At 43.8% G+C, this 16229-nt stretch carries 18 protein-coding genes and 1 other RNA gene; 8 read left to right on the top strand and 11 right to left on the bottom strand.

The features are described 5' to 3' along the window. Nucleotides 1–77: 77 nt before the first annotated feature. From K7G75_RS13845 to ppgK, 3 genes are all read left to right on the top strand, one after another. Nucleotides 78–761: a cell division ATP-binding protein FtsE gene (locus K7G75_RS13845; RefSeq protein ID WP_222984831.1), complete on the top strand. Its 684-nt coding sequence runs from the start codon at nucleotides 78–80 to the stop codon at nucleotides 759–761. A 2-nt stretch (nucleotides 762–763) separates the two neighbouring features. After that, nucleotides 764–1189 (top strand): hypothetical protein, encoded by a 426-nt coding sequence (locus K7G75_RS13850; protein ID WP_222984832.1) that lies wholly within the window; start codon nucleotides 764–766, stop codon nucleotides 1187–1189. A 97-nt stretch (nucleotides 1190–1286) separates the two neighbouring features. After that, nucleotides 1287–2054, top strand: coding sequence for a polyphosphate--glucose phosphotransferase (gene ppgK, locus K7G75_RS13855; RefSeq protein WP_222984833.1), 768 nt, complete (start codon nucleotides 1287–1289; stop codon nucleotides 2052–2054). Here the strand turns inward: ppgK and typA are convergent. After that, nucleotides 2051–3850 carry a translational GTPase TypA gene (typA, locus tag K7G75_RS13860; RefSeq protein WP_222984834.1) on the bottom strand — a complete coding sequence of 600 codons (1800 nt, stop codon included), beginning with the start codon at nucleotides 3848–3850 and terminating at the stop codon, nucleotides 2051–2053. The two genes, ppgK and typA, sit on opposite strands and share 4 nt — an antisense overlap. Before the next feature lie 133 nt (nucleotides 3851–3983). On the opposite strand from typA, the gene kdsA reads away from it, so the two are divergent. After that, entirely contained in the window at nucleotides 3984–4802 is an 819-nt protein-coding gene (gene kdsA, locus K7G75_RS13865; RefSeq protein ID WP_222984835.1) for a 3-deoxy-8-phosphooctulonate synthase, read from the top strand. Here the strand turns inward: kdsA and K7G75_RS13870 are convergent. The 3 genes from K7G75_RS13870 to K7G75_RS13880 all read right to left on the bottom strand — a co-directional run bounded on the left by K7G75_RS13870 (nucleotide 4799) and on the right by K7G75_RS13880 (nucleotide 6812). Continuing rightward, the gene (locus K7G75_RS13870; RefSeq protein ID WP_222984836.1) at nucleotides 4799–5170 is read right to left on the bottom strand and encodes a DUF1801 domain-containing protein; all 372 of its coding nucleotides are present in this window, start codon (nucleotides 5168–5170) and stop codon (nucleotides 4799–4801) included. The genes kdsA and K7G75_RS13870 overlap by 4 nt on opposite strands. Before the next feature lie 90 nt (nucleotides 5171–5260). After that, nucleotides 5261–5542, bottom strand: a complete 282-nt coding sequence (locus K7G75_RS13875; RefSeq protein WP_222984837.1) for a hypothetical protein — start codon at nucleotides 5540–5542, stop codon at nucleotides 5261–5263. 64 nt (nucleotides 5543–5606) lie between these two features. Next, entirely contained in the window at nucleotides 5607–6812 is a 1206-nt protein-coding gene (locus K7G75_RS13880) for an NAD(P)-dependent oxidoreductase (protein WP_222984838.1), read from the bottom strand. Nucleotides 6813–6916: 104 nt separating this feature from the next. On the opposite strand from K7G75_RS13880, the gene ssrA reads away from it, so the two are divergent. From ssrA to K7G75_RS13890, 3 genes are all read left to right on the top strand, one after another. Beyond that, nucleotides 6917–7313, top strand: a transfer-messenger RNA (tmRNA) gene (ssrA, locus tag K7G75_RS13885). 339 nt (nucleotides 7314–7652) lie between these two features. Continuing rightward, the gene (locus K7G75_RS14800) at nucleotides 7653–7784 is read left to right on the top strand and encodes a hypothetical protein (RefSeq protein ID WP_262420350.1); all 132 of its coding nucleotides are present in this window, start codon (nucleotides 7653–7655) and stop codon (nucleotides 7782–7784) included. Nucleotides 7785–7904: 120 nt separating this feature from the next. Then, entirely contained in the window at nucleotides 7905–9266 is a 1362-nt protein-coding gene (locus K7G75_RS13890) for an exonuclease domain-containing protein (RefSeq protein WP_222985039.1), read from the top strand. Between the two features lie 97 nt (nucleotides 9267–9363). On the opposite strand, the gene K7G75_RS13895 is transcribed toward K7G75_RS13890, so the two are convergent. The 4 genes from K7G75_RS13895 to K7G75_RS13910 form a co-directional block, all read right to left on the bottom strand. Further along, nucleotides 9364–9546 carry a hypothetical protein gene (locus K7G75_RS13895; protein WP_222984839.1) on the bottom strand — a complete coding sequence of 61 codons (183 nt, stop codon included), beginning with the start codon at nucleotides 9544–9546 and terminating at the stop codon, nucleotides 9364–9366. 77 nt (nucleotides 9547–9623) lie between these two features. After that, nucleotides 9624–10412, bottom strand: a complete 789-nt coding sequence (locus K7G75_RS13900) for an aldose 1-epimerase (protein WP_222984840.1) — start codon at nucleotides 10410–10412, stop codon at nucleotides 9624–9626. Nucleotides 10413–10414: 2 nt separating this feature from the next. After that, nucleotides 10415–11395, bottom strand: coding sequence for a PLP-dependent cysteine synthase family protein (locus K7G75_RS13905; protein ID WP_222984841.1), 981 nt, complete (start codon nucleotides 11393–11395; stop codon nucleotides 10415–10417). An 87-nt stretch (nucleotides 11396–11482) separates the two neighbouring features. Then, nucleotides 11483–12724 carry an ABC transporter permease gene (locus K7G75_RS13910; protein ID WP_222984842.1) on the bottom strand — a complete coding sequence of 414 codons (1242 nt, stop codon included), beginning with the start codon at nucleotides 12722–12724 and terminating at the stop codon, nucleotides 11483–11485. 3 nt (nucleotides 12725–12727) lie between these two features. Between K7G75_RS13910 and K7G75_RS13915 the strand changes: the two genes are divergently transcribed. Next, on the top strand, nucleotides 12728–13954 hold the full coding sequence (locus tag K7G75_RS13915; RefSeq protein WP_222984843.1) for an exo-beta-N-acetylmuramidase NamZ family protein: 1227 nt from the start codon (nucleotides 12728–12730) through the stop codon (nucleotides 13952–13954). A gap of 20 nt (nucleotides 13955–13974) precedes the next feature. Here the strand turns inward: K7G75_RS13915 and K7G75_RS13920 are convergent, their stop codons facing one another. Genes K7G75_RS13920 through K7G75_RS13930 form a run of 3 tightly spaced genes read right to left on the bottom strand, consistent with a single transcriptional unit; the run spans nucleotide 13975 to nucleotide 16212 of the window. After that, nucleotides 13975–14829, bottom strand: coding sequence for an alpha/beta hydrolase family protein (locus K7G75_RS13920; protein ID WP_222984844.1), 855 nt, complete (start codon nucleotides 14827–14829; stop codon nucleotides 13975–13977). Between the two features lie 27 nt (nucleotides 14830–14856). Next, the gene (locus K7G75_RS13925; RefSeq protein ID WP_222984845.1) at nucleotides 14857–15696 is read right to left on the bottom strand and encodes a sterol desaturase family protein; all 840 of its coding nucleotides are present in this window, start codon (nucleotides 15694–15696) and stop codon (nucleotides 14857–14859) included. 21 nt (nucleotides 15697–15717) lie between these two features. After that, nucleotides 15718–16212 carry a YkgJ family cysteine cluster protein gene (locus K7G75_RS13930; RefSeq protein WP_222985040.1) on the bottom strand — a complete coding sequence of 165 codons (495 nt, stop codon included), beginning with the start codon at nucleotides 16210–16212 and terminating at the stop codon, nucleotides 15718–15720. Nucleotides 16213–16229 lie beyond the last annotated feature (17 nt).

Genomic DNA, 16229 nt, shown 5'->3' on the forward strand with positions numbered 1-16229 from the left:
TCCCTGAAGAAGAATACCGGCATCAAAAAAGTGTTGTAATTTTAAAACTTGTTACTTTTATATTTCAAATCTATTCCATGTCCGAAACCATTGTTGCCCTGAAGCATGCAGCCATTTTTCAAAACGAGAATCTCATCTTGAACCATATTGACCTTGAGGTGAAAAAAGGTGATTTTGTTTACGTAATAGGAAAAACGGGAAGTGGCAAGAGTAGTTTCATGAAGACCTTGTATGCCGATCTGCCCTTGAAACAGGGTTCGGGAAGTGTGGTTGGTTTCAGCCTGAAAGGCCTACCGGAAAAGGAAATTCCTTTTTTACGTAGAAAACTGGGTATTGTTTTCCAGGATTTCAAACTTTTGCCGGACCGAAATGTGAACAACAATCTTCTGTTCGTGCTCAAGGCCACAGGATGGACGGAAACGGCCAAAATGAATGCCAAAATTGAAGAGGTTTTGGACAAGGTTGGGATGAAAACCAAAGGTTTTAAATTTCCCCATGAGCTTTCCGGTGGAGAACAGCAACGTATTGCCATTGCCCGGTCGCTGCTCAACGACCCCGAGCTCATCCTCGCCGATGAACCCACAGGTAACCTCGACCCCCAGACCAGTGTGGAGGTAATGAAGGTTTTGCAGGACATCAACAAAAATGGTCGGACCATTATCATGGCCACGCATGATTATGCGTTGATCTTGAAGTATCCTCACAAAACCCTAAAATGTGATGGCAGCAAGGTTTTTGAAGTAGTACAAAAAGCAATTTAGCCATGATCATTAAAAAACGGGGCCATGCCAAGGACAAAAAGGCAAATCCTTTCATAGGGATATTACTCTTCTTGATTTCCATTGTTCTAATGACCTTGACCGGGCCTTTGGGTCTCCTTTATGGGTTTTTACACAAATTGTTCACCAAAGGAATCACCGGGATTGGGGAATTTGCCCTACAAATTGCCATTTCGGTGGACCAATTGGGCAATGTTGTCATGCAACACCTTTTCAATGCCCTATGGATCAGCAAGGACGGTTATGCATTTGGCAATAGGGATGAAACCATTTCCAGTGTTTTGGGAAAGAACAAACAGTTGCAAACATTGACCGGTTTTGGAAGGGCCATTGATGGATTTCTCGATTTTATCGACCCAAATCACTCGCTCAACTCCATTGACTATTATGTTGAGCCTTTACAGAAATAGCGCTGCTTACAGCCTGTGAATAGCCATTTATCCGCAATTTATTGGTCCGCTAAAAGTTTTTTGTTTCTTTGTTTAAATTTTAACACACTAACCATTTATGGACATTTTAGGTATTGATATCGGTGGTTCGGGTATCAAAGGTGCTTTGGTAAATGCCGAAACCGGCGAAATGTTGACAGACCGCTTTCGTATCCCCACCCCAAAATCCAGAAAACCCAAGGACATGGCCAAGGTGGTCGCAAAGATTGTGGAGCACTTTGATTATCAAGGTCCTGTGGGTTGCGGTTTTCCCACCATCGTTAAAAACGGAGTTTGTTTATTGCAGGGCAATCTTCACAAAAGCTGGGTTGGTGTAAATGTGGACGAGCTGTTCACTGCAGCCACCGGACGCGAATTCACAGTACTTAACGATGCCGATGCCGCTGGCTATGCCTCTATGAACTATGGTGTTGGAAAAGGAAAAAAAGGATTGGTAATCATGATCACCATTGGGACCGGATTGGGAAGCGGGGCCTTTTTCAATGGTGTTCTAATCCCAAATTTTGAACTGGGACAAATTCCGTACAAGAACTACAAGAAAATTGAGCTATGGGCCGCTGCCTCGGCAAAGGAACGGGAAAATCTCAGCTATGAAAAGTGGGGCAAACGTTTCAACAAATTCCTTAGGATAGTTGAAACCGTTGTGTCCCCTGACTTGATCATCTTGGGAGGCGGCACCTCAAAGGATTGGGAAGAGTTCCATCACATTATCGACATTGAAACCAATGTGGTAAGAGCCGAGCTCATGAACCATGCGGGCATAATCGGTGCTGCCGTCGCTTGTTTGAGAGAACAGCACCATGGCCATTTGAACCTAAAAAGTTAGTCGATTTTATTTCGCTTGCGGTCCACTTCTTTCAGAAAGATTTTCCTTAAGCGCAAGTGGTTGGGAGTCACCTCCACATATTCATCCTTTTGAATATACTCCAAAGCTTCTTCCAATGAAAACTTTATGGCAGGCACAATTTTGGCCTTGTCATCAGCCCCTGACGAACGTACATTGGTCAACTTCTTGGTTTTGGTCACATTGACAACCATATCATCTCCCCGTGAATTCTCCCCAATAACCTGACCTTCGTAAATCTGTTCTCCTGGATCGATAAAAAACTTGCCCCTTTCCTGAAGTTTGTCAATGGAATAGGGTATCGCCGTACCATTTTCCATGGAAACCAGCGACCCGTTCTGTCTTTGGGCAATTTCACCTTTCAAGGGTTGATATTCAAAGAAACGATGTGCCATTATGGCCTCTCCGGCGGTGGCCGTCAGCAATTGGTTTCGTAAACCGATGATTCCCCTTGATGGTATGATGAATTCACAAACCATTCGAGAACCTTTGGCCTCCATACTGGTCATTTCCCCTTTTCTGATGGATACCATTTCCACAGCCCTGCCCGATACTTCCTCCGGCAGGTCTATGGTCAAGTGTTCCATAGGTTCGCACTTCACTCCATCAATTTCCTTGATAATTACCTGGGGCTGACCAATTTGGAGCTCATAGCCCTCCCTGCGCATGGTCTCTATCAATACGGAAAGGTGAAGTACCCCTCGGCCAAAGACCATAAATTTGTCGGCACTTCCCGTTTCTTCCACTCGAAGGGCCAAATTCTTTTCCAATTCTTTTTCCAAGCGCTCCTTAATGTGCCTTGAAGTGACAAATTTGCCATCCTTCCCAAAAAATGGACTATCGTTGATGGTGAACAACATGCTCATGGTAGGTTCATCGATGGCGATGGTCTTCAATTTTTCGGGGTTTTCAAAATCGGCCACAGTGTCCCCTATTTCAAAGCCTTCCATACCCACTATTGCACAAATGTCGCCCGCCTGGACATCCTCCACTTTCTTGCGGCCGAGTCCTTCAAAGGTATAGAGTTCCTTTACCCTGGTCTTTATAACTTTCCCATCTCTTTTCACCAAGGAAATCTGCTGATTTTCCCTCAGCGTTCCCCTTAACAATCTGCCGATGGCAATCCTACCCGTGAACGAGGAAAAATCCAGCGATGTGATCAGCATCTGGGTGGACCCTTTTTCAGGTTTGAATTCCGGCACATGGGCAATGACCATATCCAGAAGTGGTTCAATGCTTTCGGTTGGCTTTTGCCAATCCTCACTCATCCAATTGTGCTTTGCAGAGCCGTATACCGTCGGAAAATCGAGCTGCCATTCCTCGGCACCCAATTCAAACATTAGGTCAAAAACCTTTTCATGGACCTCTTCGGGTGTGCAATTTTCCTTGTCCACCTTGTTGATGACCACGCAGGGTTTCAGTCCAAGATCAATCGCCTTTTGCAGCACAAAACGGGTCTGTGGCATGGGTCCCTCAAAAGCATCCACAAGTAAAAGGACGCCATCGGCCATATTCAGAACACGTTCCACTTCACCGCCAAAATCGGCGTGACCAGGGGTATCGATGATGTTTATCTTTGTATCCTTGTAGACCACGGAAACATTTTTGGAAACAATGGTGATCCCACGTTCCCGTTCCAGGTCATTATTGTCCAAAATAAGTTCCCCTTTGTTCTCATTGTCCCGAAACAAACGGCAATGGTACATTATCTTATCCACCAAGGTGGTTTTGCCATGATCTACGTGGGCAATAATGGCAATATTTTTGATTTTGGACATATCCCAATTTTTTAAGCGCGCAAAGGTAGTGCTAATTTTCTGCTTTTGAACATACTGGCCCTGAATTTAATATGTGAATTTTTGGGAAAGTGAGTCGAGGACAAATGCCATATCTTTGCGAAAAATTCATCGAATGGACCTAAATTCTATTCCCCAGATAAAATATGCCAATGGCAATAACTTCTTTTTGCTGTCCGGTCCCTGTGCCATTGAGGGCGAGGACATGGCCTTACGGATTGCGGAAAAAATAGTTTCAATTACGGATAAACTTAAAATTCCCTATGTTTTTAAGGGAAGTTTTAAAAAGGCCAACCGCAGCCGTATTGACTCGTTCACTGGAATAGGCGATGAAAAGGCATTGAAAATCCTAAAGAAAGTTTCTGAAACCTTCAAAGTGCCAACAATTACGGATATTCATGAGATTTCTGATGCAGCAATGGCCGCGGACTATGTGGATGTCCTTCAAATACCGGCCTTTTTGGTGCGACAAACGGATTTGGTGGTGGCCGCAGCGGAAACAGGAAAGGTCGTCAACCTGAAAAAGGGACAGTTTATGAGCCCCGAAAGCATGAAGCATGCCGTGAAGAAAGTTACAGATTCCGGAAATGAAAACGCTTGGATAACCGATCGTGGTACCATGTTCGGATATCAGGATATGATTGTTGATTTTAGGGGAGTACCCACCATGAAGCAATATGCGCCAGTGGTTTTGGACGTTACCCACTCACTGCAACAGCCCAATCAGTCCTCAGGGGTGACGGGTGGCCGACCTACTTTGATTGGCACCATGGCCCGGGCTGGAATTGCCGCAGGAGTGGATGGTCTATTCATGGAAACCCACTTTGATCCTGCCAATGCGAAAAGTGATGGGGCGAATATGCTGGATTTGAGCCTTCTTGAGAAATTGTTGACCGATTTGGTGGCACTGCGAGCCGTGGTCAATACGTTCTAATTCCGCTTATAGAATCCTTTTTCCCTATGGGAATAGACTTCTTGCAATACTTCAGTCAAGATTGAGTCGTCGATTTCCTCCAAAGAGGCAAACCGGAGTGATTTTACCACTTTGCGTTTTTCCGTGACCATTATTTCGATGTATTTTGTGAGATGCGCAGAGGTCCAAAAGGCAATATCAACATAATTCTTCTTTGAAGGAGCATTGAAATAACAGATTGGAAACTTATCCACATAAAAACAAGGGATTCCCCATTTGTATTTCATGCTTACCTCGGGAACCACAACCTCAACAACGGCCCTTAAATGCAACAAAATACTGCGCTTGGGTTCGGGTTGCTTTAGGATATATTCTTCTGCAGGGTTCATCTTTTTAAAAAAAAGGGCATAGCGCTAATAGGCTTGATAGAAAAATGGGCTTACTGATAAAAAATGTTATCCCAGATACATTGGTACATTTTAAAAATAAGATCCATTAATTTCCCTGTCGAAATCCGCCTTGATGTGTTCAATGTACTTGAGCGGGGTTTTTTCGGATATCCAAACCCAGCGATTTTTCATGTCCACATCAAAATGGAAACAGTTGAAGTTGCCGTCGAACTCAGCATCTAGCCGATCCATTAAAAATCGGGTGATCTTTGGCCGCAACCTGTATTCAAGATCAATACAGGCCTGCTGTATTTTGGCATTGTTCTTTTCGGAGATTATCCAGTTGAATTTCACTGCAGTTAATCTAAGCAAGGAAAGATAGTAAAAAATGGGCTTCAGTTACGGTAAAAAAGCAAAAGCTCTCGACAAATTGCATTTATTCCCCACCATCCACATAATCCTGCAAATAAGAGAACCGTGGGGTCAACTTTCCGTTGTGCGTCATTCGTGCCCGCTCCAGAATACCATCCTCATCCTGATTAAAAAAAGCCGGGATAACATGTTTGGCAAAGGCCTCACCGAATCCCGCACTGGCATCGCGGGGCAATTCGCAGGGCAAATTGTCCACCGCCATTACGGCAATGGACTCAGGTTTCCTGTAATCCGTCTCACTCTCTGAAATGGCATCGTAGCCATAAACCGGGTCGGCCACGGTGGAAGGTCTTATGGTGGAGGCCACCGGACCGTCTATATCACAGCTGATGTCTGCCACAACCTTTATCTTAAATTCTGGATGCTTTGCATCGTCCCGGGTGTAGAGGTAAGGCGCCCCGTCCCCATAAAAATGTCCTGCAATATAAAAGTCGGTGACCTTGGCAAAACGGAAAAAATTAGATCGGTATTCCTGTGGATTTGCAAAAAAATCAGTTTTGCTTCCCCTTATTCCATCTTTCCGCTTGTTGTATTCCGAAGCATCAATCTGGCAATAGACGGGCTCTTGAAAAGTGTCTTCCAAGTAATCGGTGACGGTGACCTTTTTCAGTCCCATCGCATCCAACATTTCCTTGGCCCCATTGCCTACCCTGCCCCTACCGGTGAGCAGGATTTTAATATTGGGCAATATGATTTTTTTTAGTTCTGAAATCAGTGCTTGTTGGTCTTTTAAAGTTTCGGCTTTTGGCAGCTGGAACGCACCAAATTTTAGACCGCAGGCACGAATTCCATTATAAGCTCCCACGATGCCCGCATATCGCCCAAAAGCCACCAGGCGCTGTCCTTTTTGGTTGGTGATCACTTCATGATCGTACAGCTCAATGTTTTTTTTAAGGATTGCCCTGAGCAAATCGCGGTTGTAGGGTTGCTTTTTTATGGTATGGGAGAAAAAGAAGTATTTTTTATTGGGGATCAGAGCGTCAATGGGCACCTCCTTTACCCCAAGGAGCACATCGCACGGTTCCATACTTTCCACCACGGGGATTCCCAGGTCTTGGTATTCTTTGTCGGCGAACACCCTTATGGGAGAGCTCTCGACCAAAATTTCGGCTTTTGGATATGCTGAAAGGACATTTTGACACGCTGATGGGGACAGTACAACCCTTCGATCTGGTGGGTTTTTGCGTTCCCTTATGATTCCGAACTTCATAAATTGGTTTGGTATAATTCTTGGTCTAAAATACGGGTATTGCAAAGGGTGAGCAAACTTTTGATTAACTTTGCCCTTCTTTAAAAATTGTTCTTTGAAAAAATGGGGCCGACCGGTTTTGACAGCGAGACCAATGGCGATGTAAGCATGCCGAGCGCTGGGGTACAGCTCGTTAATATCATACTTCACACTTTTAATTGGCGAAAATAATTACGCTCTTGCCGCTTAATCCGAATTACAGTAGGATTTAGCCTCGTCCCTACCAGGTAGGGAAGCGAGATGTTCCTGACTAGCCCTTGTTGGCGGCGATTCGTAAAGGAGCACCAAAAAAGTCAACATAGCGATCGTATGGCTTCGATACGGTCGTAAAACTTAAGAAGCTAAGCGTACGATAGGCGGTTTTCGGTCGGTCGTGCGTCGACAACCAAACGAAGACTACGCATGTAGAAAGCATGGTTATTGCTTGTTTGGACGAGGGTTCGAATCCCTCCGGCTCCACAGCAAAAACTCCCACTTGCCGGGCGTTTTTAATGGTTTTATTTTGGATTACCAATGTGATTGTGACTGATCCCATTATCGGTGTGATAAATGTCTTCACCGCATTCACACAACTTTCGACTGTCCCAATTCAATAATGGTAGGCCTATTTTCCGTTCTATGTTTCATGGTTCACACTTAATGGCTAATTAAGCATGGTTTGCCATCAATAAAATTGGTTCAAAATCAACTTTTTTCGATGAGTCTCCTTGGTTATGCCTTTCAGCGCAATTTTTCTTCCTACGCCGATTTGTTAAAAAATACTTTTGTGTCATGTAGAACTTTGTAAAAAAAGTGACCCCAATGAAAGTACTGCTAAAGACGCTCCAAAAGGAACTGACACCAGATAATATGACTGCTGCCATAAGCTGTCTTATCATTTCGATTACGGTATTCTTTATCATGTCCGTTTTGGGAAGGGACATTCCCCTTTAAGTTTACCATTTTGCACATCATTATTTTCCCTGCAAAACAAAATTGCAAAAGACCGCCAAAGTAAATTTTGGTGACTTTTTGCATTATACCTAATTTGTGTACATCAACAAAAGTCTGTTCTTGTACACCATTATCGACATAGAGACAACCGGAAACGGCATCAAGGGAAACAAAATCACCGAGATTGCCGTTTTCAAATTTGATGGAGCACAGGTAGTTGATGAATTCACATCCTTGGTCAATCCGCAGTGTCCCATTCCCCAGTTTATAACAGGTTTGACGGGAATTGATGACCGCATGGTGCAAAATGCCCCCACTTTTTATGAAATTGCCAGGCACATTCTGGAACTTACCGAAAATTGCATTTTTGTAGCCCATGCAGTGAATTTTGACTACGGGGTCATCCGGGAAGAGTTCCGCCAGATCGGGATGGATTTTACCAGAAAAAAACTCTGTACGGTGCGCTTGTCCCGAAAGTTGATTCCGGGTTTGCACTCGTACAGCTTGGGCAAATTGTGTTCTTCGGTCGGCATTCCTCTAAAAGATCGGCATCGAGCGCGGGGCGATGCCCATGCTACCATGCTACTTTTCCAAAAACTATGGTCCAGCCCCAATGCCGAAACGGTTTTTGCCACATTTTTGAATGCCAGAAACCAAGAGGCCACATTGCCTCCCCATTTGCCCAAAACGGTCTTTGATCGCATTCCGCCAAAACCTGGCATCTATTATTTTAAGAATAATAAGGGAGAGATAATCTATGTGGGGAAGGCCATCAATCTAAAAAAAAGGGTGTTGGGCCATTTTTATGACAAAAGTGCGAAAGAAGTTCAATTGTGCAACGAAACCGCCCATATTGATTTTGAACTGTCAGGCAGTGAACTTGTGGCCCTGTTGATGGAGTCCGCCGAAATCAAAAGACTGTTCCCGAAATATAACCGAGCGCAGAAAAGAGGGCCTAAACAGTATGCTATTTTTGAATATGAAGATCGAAACGGAATTCTTCACCTGGCATACAACCTTAAAAAAGGTATTCCCCGTCCGTTGAAAATTTTCTACAACCCAACAGATTGCAGGGCTTTTTTGGAAGAGATTTGCAGGACCTTCGCTTTATGTCCCAAATACTGTCATTTACTGGAGACACCTGGGGCATGTTCACACCATGAATTGGATTCTTGCGAAGGCATCTGCACTTCAACTGAATCGGTGATTTCCTATAACAAAAAGGTAAAAGACGCCATTGCCCAAACGAGACAGCAGGTTAGCAAAGCGCATATCATAAAGGAAAAGGGAAGAAACCCTAACGAAAGTGCTGTGGTGCTGATAAGTGAAGGAATGTACAGGGGATACGGTTTTATTGACGATCAAATCAATATTTCCACATTGGAGGACATCGAGGCTTTCATCATTCCGCAAAAAAACACATTGGAAACACAGCGCATTGTAGAATCAATGCTATCCAAGGCCGAATCTTTTGTACTGTGAGGCCATTACTTTATTTTTTGGTACATCCTAATCACAAAAATGAACCAGGCAATGAAAATGATGGCAACAATAATGGAGTATATCAAAATGAAATCCATTATTTCCTGTGTTTAAAATAATTCATAAAACCCAATATGGTGGGTGCCCAGAACGCTACAAAAATCGCCTCCAATTTTTTTCCGCTCAGGAACATTACCTCGGAAACGATAATTATGGATACAACTACAAGGAGCATGATGAAATTCATGACCCCTACTTTCTCAATAAAATGTTTGAACATCAATCTGTATTCAAAAGATTATCTACCCTAAATTAGAAATTAATGGGCTGAACTGGGTAACAAATTTTAAGATTTTTTTAACTCTTTTGAGGATTTGTCTTCAGTACCACCTTAAAAAAACGATCTGTGTCACCCAAATGCTCAAACCCCAAATGGATTTCCCTTTGTTCCACGGCATAGGGATAGAAGGAAATGGGCTCAATACAGACCATGTTTCTCACCTCGGTCCAGCACATAAAGTGTCCAAAACCTTCCGTTTCGATGGTAATTTCATGTTTGTCCCGGAGTATGACCGTATTTGTATCAGCAACCTGAAGGGCCCTGCTGCCCACTTCCAAAACTTCATCCAAAGTTATGGTTCTTGTGGGGGTCACAATGGTCGGATTTTCCGTATGCATTTTAAAGGCCGGATGATATCCCAGCATAAAGGGCATGTCCCGTTCACCCGAAACCCTAAAAGTTATTTCGAGTTGGTTTTCCCTCAAAAGGAAAGATTTCTCAAATTGAAAACTATAGGGCCAAATTTGCCAAGGTTTGGGCGATCTATCGGGAAACTTTGAATTTTCAACCGGAGTGCCAGCCTTATATTTTTTGATGAAAACAGCCGAGTCCGCAGTTTGTGATACGAGCTCATAGTCCAACTCCCTCAAATGTCCGTGCTGATCTTGGATCGCGTTGCCCCGGGGAACCTGAACCCTGAAACCGGCCTCGTTCACTGGACCAATTATGGGAAACATTTCGGTGTCGGAACTACTCCACCCCGGACTGCCCTTTTGATGGATATACTGATGGTCTCCAACCTCGAAACTTGAAAGTTCCCCATCGTCAATCCGAACCGAACAATTCCCGTGTTTCAACTGTACCATAGCTATTCAATAAATCCTTGTTTCCGCATCCAATCGTCGTTGAACATTTTACCCACATAGCGGCTACCATGATCGTGGAACAATACCACAACCACATCTTCCTTGGTGAAATGTTCTTTTAATTGCAGTAATCCTTTGATCGCGGCTCCGGCAGAATTCCCCAAAAACATGCCTTCTTCCTTAGCCAAACGCTGGGTATAAATCGCCGCATCCTTATCCGTGACTTTGGTAAATCCGTCGATGATATCAAAATCGACATTTTTGGGCAGAATATCTTCCCCGATACCCTCTGTGATATAGGGATAAATCTCATTTTCATCAAAAATACCCGTTTCATGATACTTTTTGAAAACCGACCCGTAGGTATCGATGCCCCATACTTTTATATTGGGGTTTTGCTCTTTGAGATATTTTCCAACCCCTGAAACGGTGCCCCCGGTACCCACTCCCACCACAAAGTGGGTCACTTTTCCATCCGTTTGCCTCCAAATCTCAGGTCCGGTGGTCAAATAATGGGCTTTTGCATTGCTGGGATTGTCATATTGGTTCACATACCAAGAGTTGGGTATCTCTGTGGCCAATCGCCTTGCTGTGGAATAATAACTTCTGGGGTCATCGGGAGCGACATCAGTTGGACAAACATGCACCTGGCTACCCACAGCCTTTAGAATATCTATTTTTTCCTTGGATTGCTTGTCGCTGATCACACAGATCATACGGTAACCTTTTACAACGGCCGCCAGTGCCAAGCCCATTCCAGTATTTCCAGAAGTGCCCTCAATAATGGTCCCCCCGGGCTTCAAAATTCCGGCTGCTTCGGCATCTTCGATCATTTGCAGTGCCATCCGGTCCTTTACCGAGTTGCCTGGGTTGAAGGTTTCGTATTTTGCCAAGACCAAACAGGGCAATTCGGCCGTTAATTTATTCATTTTGACCAAAGGCGTGTTCCCAATGGTCTCCAAAATGTTTTCTGCGTATTCCATACTGGGGACAAAGATAGTTTTTTGGGATGCACATCCATCCTTAAATTATTCCAAAAAAAAAACTGGAAATGCTACCTGAAAGGTGTTTTATTCAAACTGAATGGCCTTTACGGGAGTAATCTTGGTGATGATGTATGAAGGTAGAAGAAGCATTAAAAGACACAACAGCATTACACCCAAATTCAACAACAGGACAGTTGGCACATTTAGATAGACAGGGATGTAGTTGATATAGTATTCCTCCGGGTTTGGAAACTTCAGAAATCGGTATTTGTACTGAAAATAAAGTAGCCCCAGACCAATAAGGTTGCCCCAGAACAGGCCCACAGCAATCAAATAGGCAGCATTGTACAGAAACACTTTTCTAATGCTCCAATTGGCAGATCCCAAGGCCTTTAAGATCCCGATCATCTGGGTGCGTTCCAAAATCAGGACCAATAGGGCCGTTATCATATTAATGCCACCAACGATGATCATTATTCCAATGATAAGCGCAATGTTGAAATCGAAGAGGCCGATCCATTCGAAAATACGGTAGTATTTTGTTTTGATATTTTGGGTATCGAGACTGGAAACGGTTTTTCCATAGATTTCGTTACTTTTTTCATCCAATAGGTCAAAATCATCCAAGAAAACCTCAAAACTTCCTATTTGGTCCTCTTCCCATTGATTCATCCGTTGCACATGCCGGATGTCCACAAAAACATAGGTGGCATCAAATTCCTCGAAACCACTGTCATAGATTCCAACAATCTTGAACCGCCTGTTGTTGGGCACTTTTGAAGCATCACCATCTTTCAGAAAAAAAGAATAAAAAGAATCCCCAACGTTCAACTGCAATCGATTGGCCATCATTTTGGACAACAAGACCTCATCATTCAACTTTCCGGAAAAATCCGGCAACCTTCCCGCTACTAAATACTCCCTGAACACGGTCCAGTCATAATCCTTGCCCACTCCCTTTGCCAACATCCCCTCAAAGGTATCCTCTGTCCTGATAATCCCTCCTTTTAGTGCCACCGCCTGTACATGGGCCACGCCCTCCACATCCTTGAATTCCGGGTAAAAATCCTGATTCAGGGAAATCGGTGTCACCGAAACATCGGAATTGTTGTTGTCGTAATTGGAAATTTGGATATGGCCGTTGAATGCGGCCACTTTTTCACGAATTTTGCGTTTAAGGCCCACGCCAGTGGCTATGGCCACCAGCATCATGACCACTCCAATGGCAATGGCAGCTATGGCTATTTTTATTATAGGGGCGGAAATACTAATTTTATGTTCCTTCCCTGTGATCAGGCGTTTGGCAATAAACAATTCTAAATTCAACGAATGCCCTTTTTATCGATTTTCAAAAGTACAGTTTTATTGTTGGTTTTGGTGTTTTCTTCGTGTAGCGGACAGTCTAAAAAAGCAATCGGGGGACATAAAGGAATGGAACTGGACACGCTGCCCAAAATTGTGGTGGGGGCCAATAACATGGACCTGTACCTCTCCAACCTTAAGGAAAAAAGGGTGGGGATAGTGGCCAACCAAACCAGTGTAATTTTCAAGGAAAAGGGATACACACACTTGGTAGATTCATTGGTCTCGCTCGGGGTGGATATCCAAAAAGTGTTTGCCCCAGAGCATGGGTTTCGAGGGGAAGCGGATGCCGGGGAACACGTAAAAGATGGGTTTGATACCAAAACTAAGCTTCCAATTGTCTCGTTGTACGGAAAAAATCGGAAACCATCCCAGGATCAACTGAACGGACTTGATATCGTCGTTTTTGATATCCAGGATGTCGGGGTCCGGTTCTATACCTACATTGCAACGCTACAATTGGTTATGGAGGCCTGTGCCGAAAAGGGTGTCCCTGTTCTGGTTCTGGACCGACCCAATCCCAATGGGCATTATGTGGACGGTCCTACCATGAAAATGGAGCACTCCGGTTTTTTGGGCATGACTCCCATTCCTTTGGTGTATGGGCTGACGATGGGTGAGTATGCCCAGATGTTGAATGGTGAAGGTTGGTTGAAGGATAGCATTCAGGTGGAGCTAAAAGTTATCCCGCTTAAAAGCTATACGCATCAGTCAGCATATAATTTGCCGATACGCCCTTCCCCTAACCTTCCCAACGATACAGCCATAACCCTGTATCCTAGTTTGGGACTTTTTGAAGGAACAAATGTCAACGCGGGTCGGGGCACTGAATATCAATTTCAACGCTATGGGGCCTCTTTTTTGGACAGTACCCATTATGATTTCAGTTATGTGCCACAACCCAATTTTGGTTCCAAAAATCCCAAAGAACAGGGAAAGACCTGCTTTGGAAAAGACCTTTCACAAAGTGAAAGAATGCATGAAATGTCCTTGCGCTGGATTATTGATGCCTATCAAAACACCATGGACAAATCCAAATTCTTCAATACCGATGGATTTACCAAACATGCCGGAACGCCCCTGTTGCAACAACAGATTGAATCAGGGCTTTCGGAACAGGAGATAAAGGCTAGCTGGCAAGAAGATTTGGAGCAATTCAATAAGATTCGCAAAAATTATTTAATCTACGAGTAGCCACAGGCCACCATGAAGCACTAAACATTGTTGAACCAATCCAAGGTTTTGGGCCAAAGTGTATTCTCAAATCTACGGCTAAAGAACCCAAAATGCCCTATTTTAGAAGCCTTGACATCCTTAGGGAAAACCATCTCAAAGGTTTTTTCAGCATTTACAAACTCATTATGAATCCGCATCAGTGCCAGTTTGGTTCCAATTGGATCATCGCTGATTGCAAAGGTGAGCAACTTGCCCCGATAAGCATCAAAATAGGTTTTGTGTCCGCCCTGTTCCAACTGAGCAATCATATCCGGACTCAATCGACGCGCATGCCATTGTTCTATGACACCTTTCGGAACATCTTCCAGAACACCTAATCGCTTGCCGGGAAAATAACCGAAAATACGTGTCAACCCGGGCAAAAAAACGTGCCACATCAGATATAATTTTAGGCTATCCTTCTTCCAATCTTTATAATAAGCAGTTTGTGCCCCAATGGTCAATATGCCATCTACCTGTCGATTTAAGGGACAAAGTCCCAAAAGGGTTCCTCCGATGCTATGGCCCAACATTACTATGGAATTTACGGCATAGTTGTCCTGTGTATATTTTATAACTGCCACCAGGTCTTTTTGTGCCCAATCCACAAATGATGCCCTGAAATCCTTTAATCTTTTGGGTCTGGAGCGAGCTATGCCTCTATAGTCATAGGTGATTACGGTGACCCCGTTCCCAGCCATGAAAACTGCATAGTTGCGATATAAATCTTGATTGACCGCCGTAGCTGAATTAATGATCAAAACCTTCTTCTGGTTTCTTGCTTCATGGGCCTTATAAACCATGGCATAAATACTATAACCATCATTGCAGATAATGACAATTTCTTCGGGCATCCGTAAAGATTCAGATTAGAGTAGCTTTCAAAATTTCGCCTTTTCCGTCGTCGGTCTTCTGTATTTGTGAAAAGGCTGCTTCAACAATCCTAGGATACTGCTATTCTCCCTTTCATCCGGAAAAGTATCCACACCATACACAATTTTGTCCGTGTCCATGGTCATAAAAGTCCCAAAAAGTCGGTCCCAAATCGAAAAAATATTGCCATAATTGGAATCGGTATAAGGCAATTTATAGTGATGGTGCACTTTGTGCATATCGGGACTCACAATGAGCCAACTGAGGGCATTGTCCACCTTTTTGGGCAGTCGAATATTGGCATGGTTGAATTGGGACAACACTACGGACATGCTCTGGTACAGCATGATAATACCAATGGGCGCACCAACAAGAAAAATTCCTGTAAGTGTAAAAAAATAGCGGATCAAACTTTCCAAAGGATGGTGTCGGTTAGCCGTGGTGGTATCCACATTGTGATCGGAATGGTGCACCAAATGAACCATCCAAAGTGGTCTTACCTTATGTTCCACCCAATGTGCGGCATAAGCCCCTATCAAATCCAAAAATAGCAGCCCCAATAGCACATAGAGCCATAGTGGCATATCGGGCAACCAGTTAATGATCCCAAATTGGTTCTCCACGGCCCAATCCGATGTTTTGAGAAATAGAAAGGCCAGGGGAAAATTGACCAAAATGGTAGTAAGTGTAAAGAAAAAGTTCGGAACCGAATGGCGCCACTTTTTATAGGGCACACTGAACAGCGGTACAATACCTTCCAAAATCCAGAAAAAAGTGATGCCACCGACCAAAATCAGGCTTCGGTGCCAGGATGGTATGGTTTCAAAGTAGGCTATTATCTGTTCCATAGTTTCAAAGATAATAAATGATCATATTTTCAGTCTTTTTTTCATCTCTTCAACAATGTTGAATGCCGCAGGGCAAATGGCCACATTCTTTAAAGTAAGATTGCTTATTTGATGAAACTTTTTTCGGTCGGTATGGGGGAATTCCCGACAGGCTTTGGGCCTTACTTCGTAAATGGAACAATAGTTGTCCTCCCCTAAAAAGGAACACGGCACTTTTTGGAGCACGTGGTCATTCTCCTCATCAATTCTCAAATATTTGTCTATAAATGTTGCGGGTTTCATCCGAAGATGTCTTGCAATCCGTTCTATATCGGCATTCGTGAAAAGTGGCCCGGTCGTCCTGCAGCAATTTCCGCAGGCAAGACAATCCGTGCGTTCAAATTCAGCATGGTGCAATTCCTGCATCACATAATCCAAATCTTTTGGCGGTCTTTTTTTAAGCTTGGCAAAGAATTTCTTGCTTTCCGCATGTTTTTCCTTTGCCTTTTGGGGCAACTGTTCCAATTCTGGTTCCATGGAAGCAAACATAAAAA

It is taken from the genome of Flagellimonas meishanensis, from assembly GCF_019880545.1.
Lineage (GTDB): Bacteria > Bacteroidota > Bacteroidia > Flavobacteriales > Flavobacteriaceae > Flagellimonas > Flagellimonas meishanensis.

Bases quoted from the DNA above. Each gene is read 5' to 3' on its own strand.
- K7G75_RS13845 (WP_222984831.1), top strand. From the start codon at position 78: ATGTCCGAAACCATTGTTGCCCTGAAGCATGCAGCCATTTTTCAAAAC.
- K7G75_RS13850 (WP_222984832.1), top strand. From the start codon at position 764: ATGATCATTAAAAAACGGGGCCATGCCAAGGACAAAAAGGCAAATCCT.
- ppgK (WP_222984833.1), top strand. From the start codon at position 1,287: ATGGACATTTTAGGTATTGATATCGGTGGTTCGGGTATCAAAGGTGCT.
- typA (WP_222984834.1), bottom strand. From the start codon at position 3,850: ATGTCCAAAATCAAAAATATTGCCATTATTGCCCACGTAGATCATGGC.
- kdsA (WP_222984835.1), top strand. From the start codon at position 3,984: ATGGACCTAAATTCTATTCCCCAGATAAAATATGCCAATGGCAATAAC.
- K7G75_RS13870 (WP_222984836.1), bottom strand. From the start codon at position 5,170: ATGAACCCTGCAGAAGAATATATCCTAAAGCAACCCGAACCCAAGCGC.
- K7G75_RS13880 (WP_222984838.1), bottom strand. From the start codon at position 6,812: ATGAAGTTCGGAATCATAAGGGAACGCAAAAACCCACCAGATCGAAGG.
- K7G75_RS14800 (WP_262420350.1), top strand. From the start codon at position 7,653: ATGAAAGTACTGCTAAAGACGCTCCAAAAGGAACTGACACCAGATAAT.
- K7G75_RS13895 (WP_222984839.1), bottom strand. From the start codon at position 9,546: ATGTTCAAACATTTTATTGAGAAAGTAGGGGTCATGAATTTCATCATG.
- K7G75_RS13900 (WP_222984840.1), bottom strand. From the start codon at position 10,412: ATGGTACAGTTGAAACACGGGAATTGTTCGGTTCGGATTGACGATGGG.
- K7G75_RS13905 (WP_222984841.1), bottom strand. From the start codon at position 11,395: ATGGAATACGCAGAAAACATTTTGGAGACCATTGGGAACACGCCTTTG.
- K7G75_RS13915 (WP_222984843.1), top strand. From the start codon at position 12,728: ATGCCCTTTTTATCGATTTTCAAAAGTACAGTTTTATTGTTGGTTTTG.
- K7G75_RS13920 (WP_222984844.1), bottom strand. From the start codon at position 14,829: ATGCCCGAAGAAATTGTCATTATCTGCAATGATGGTTATAGTATTTAT.
- K7G75_RS13925 (WP_222984845.1), bottom strand. From the start codon at position 15,696: ATGGAACAGATAATAGCCTACTTTGAAACCATACCATCCTGGCACCGA.
- K7G75_RS13930 (WP_222985040.1), bottom strand. From the start codon at position 16,212: ATGGAACCAGAATTGGAACAGTTGCCCCAAAAGGCAAAGGAAAAACAT.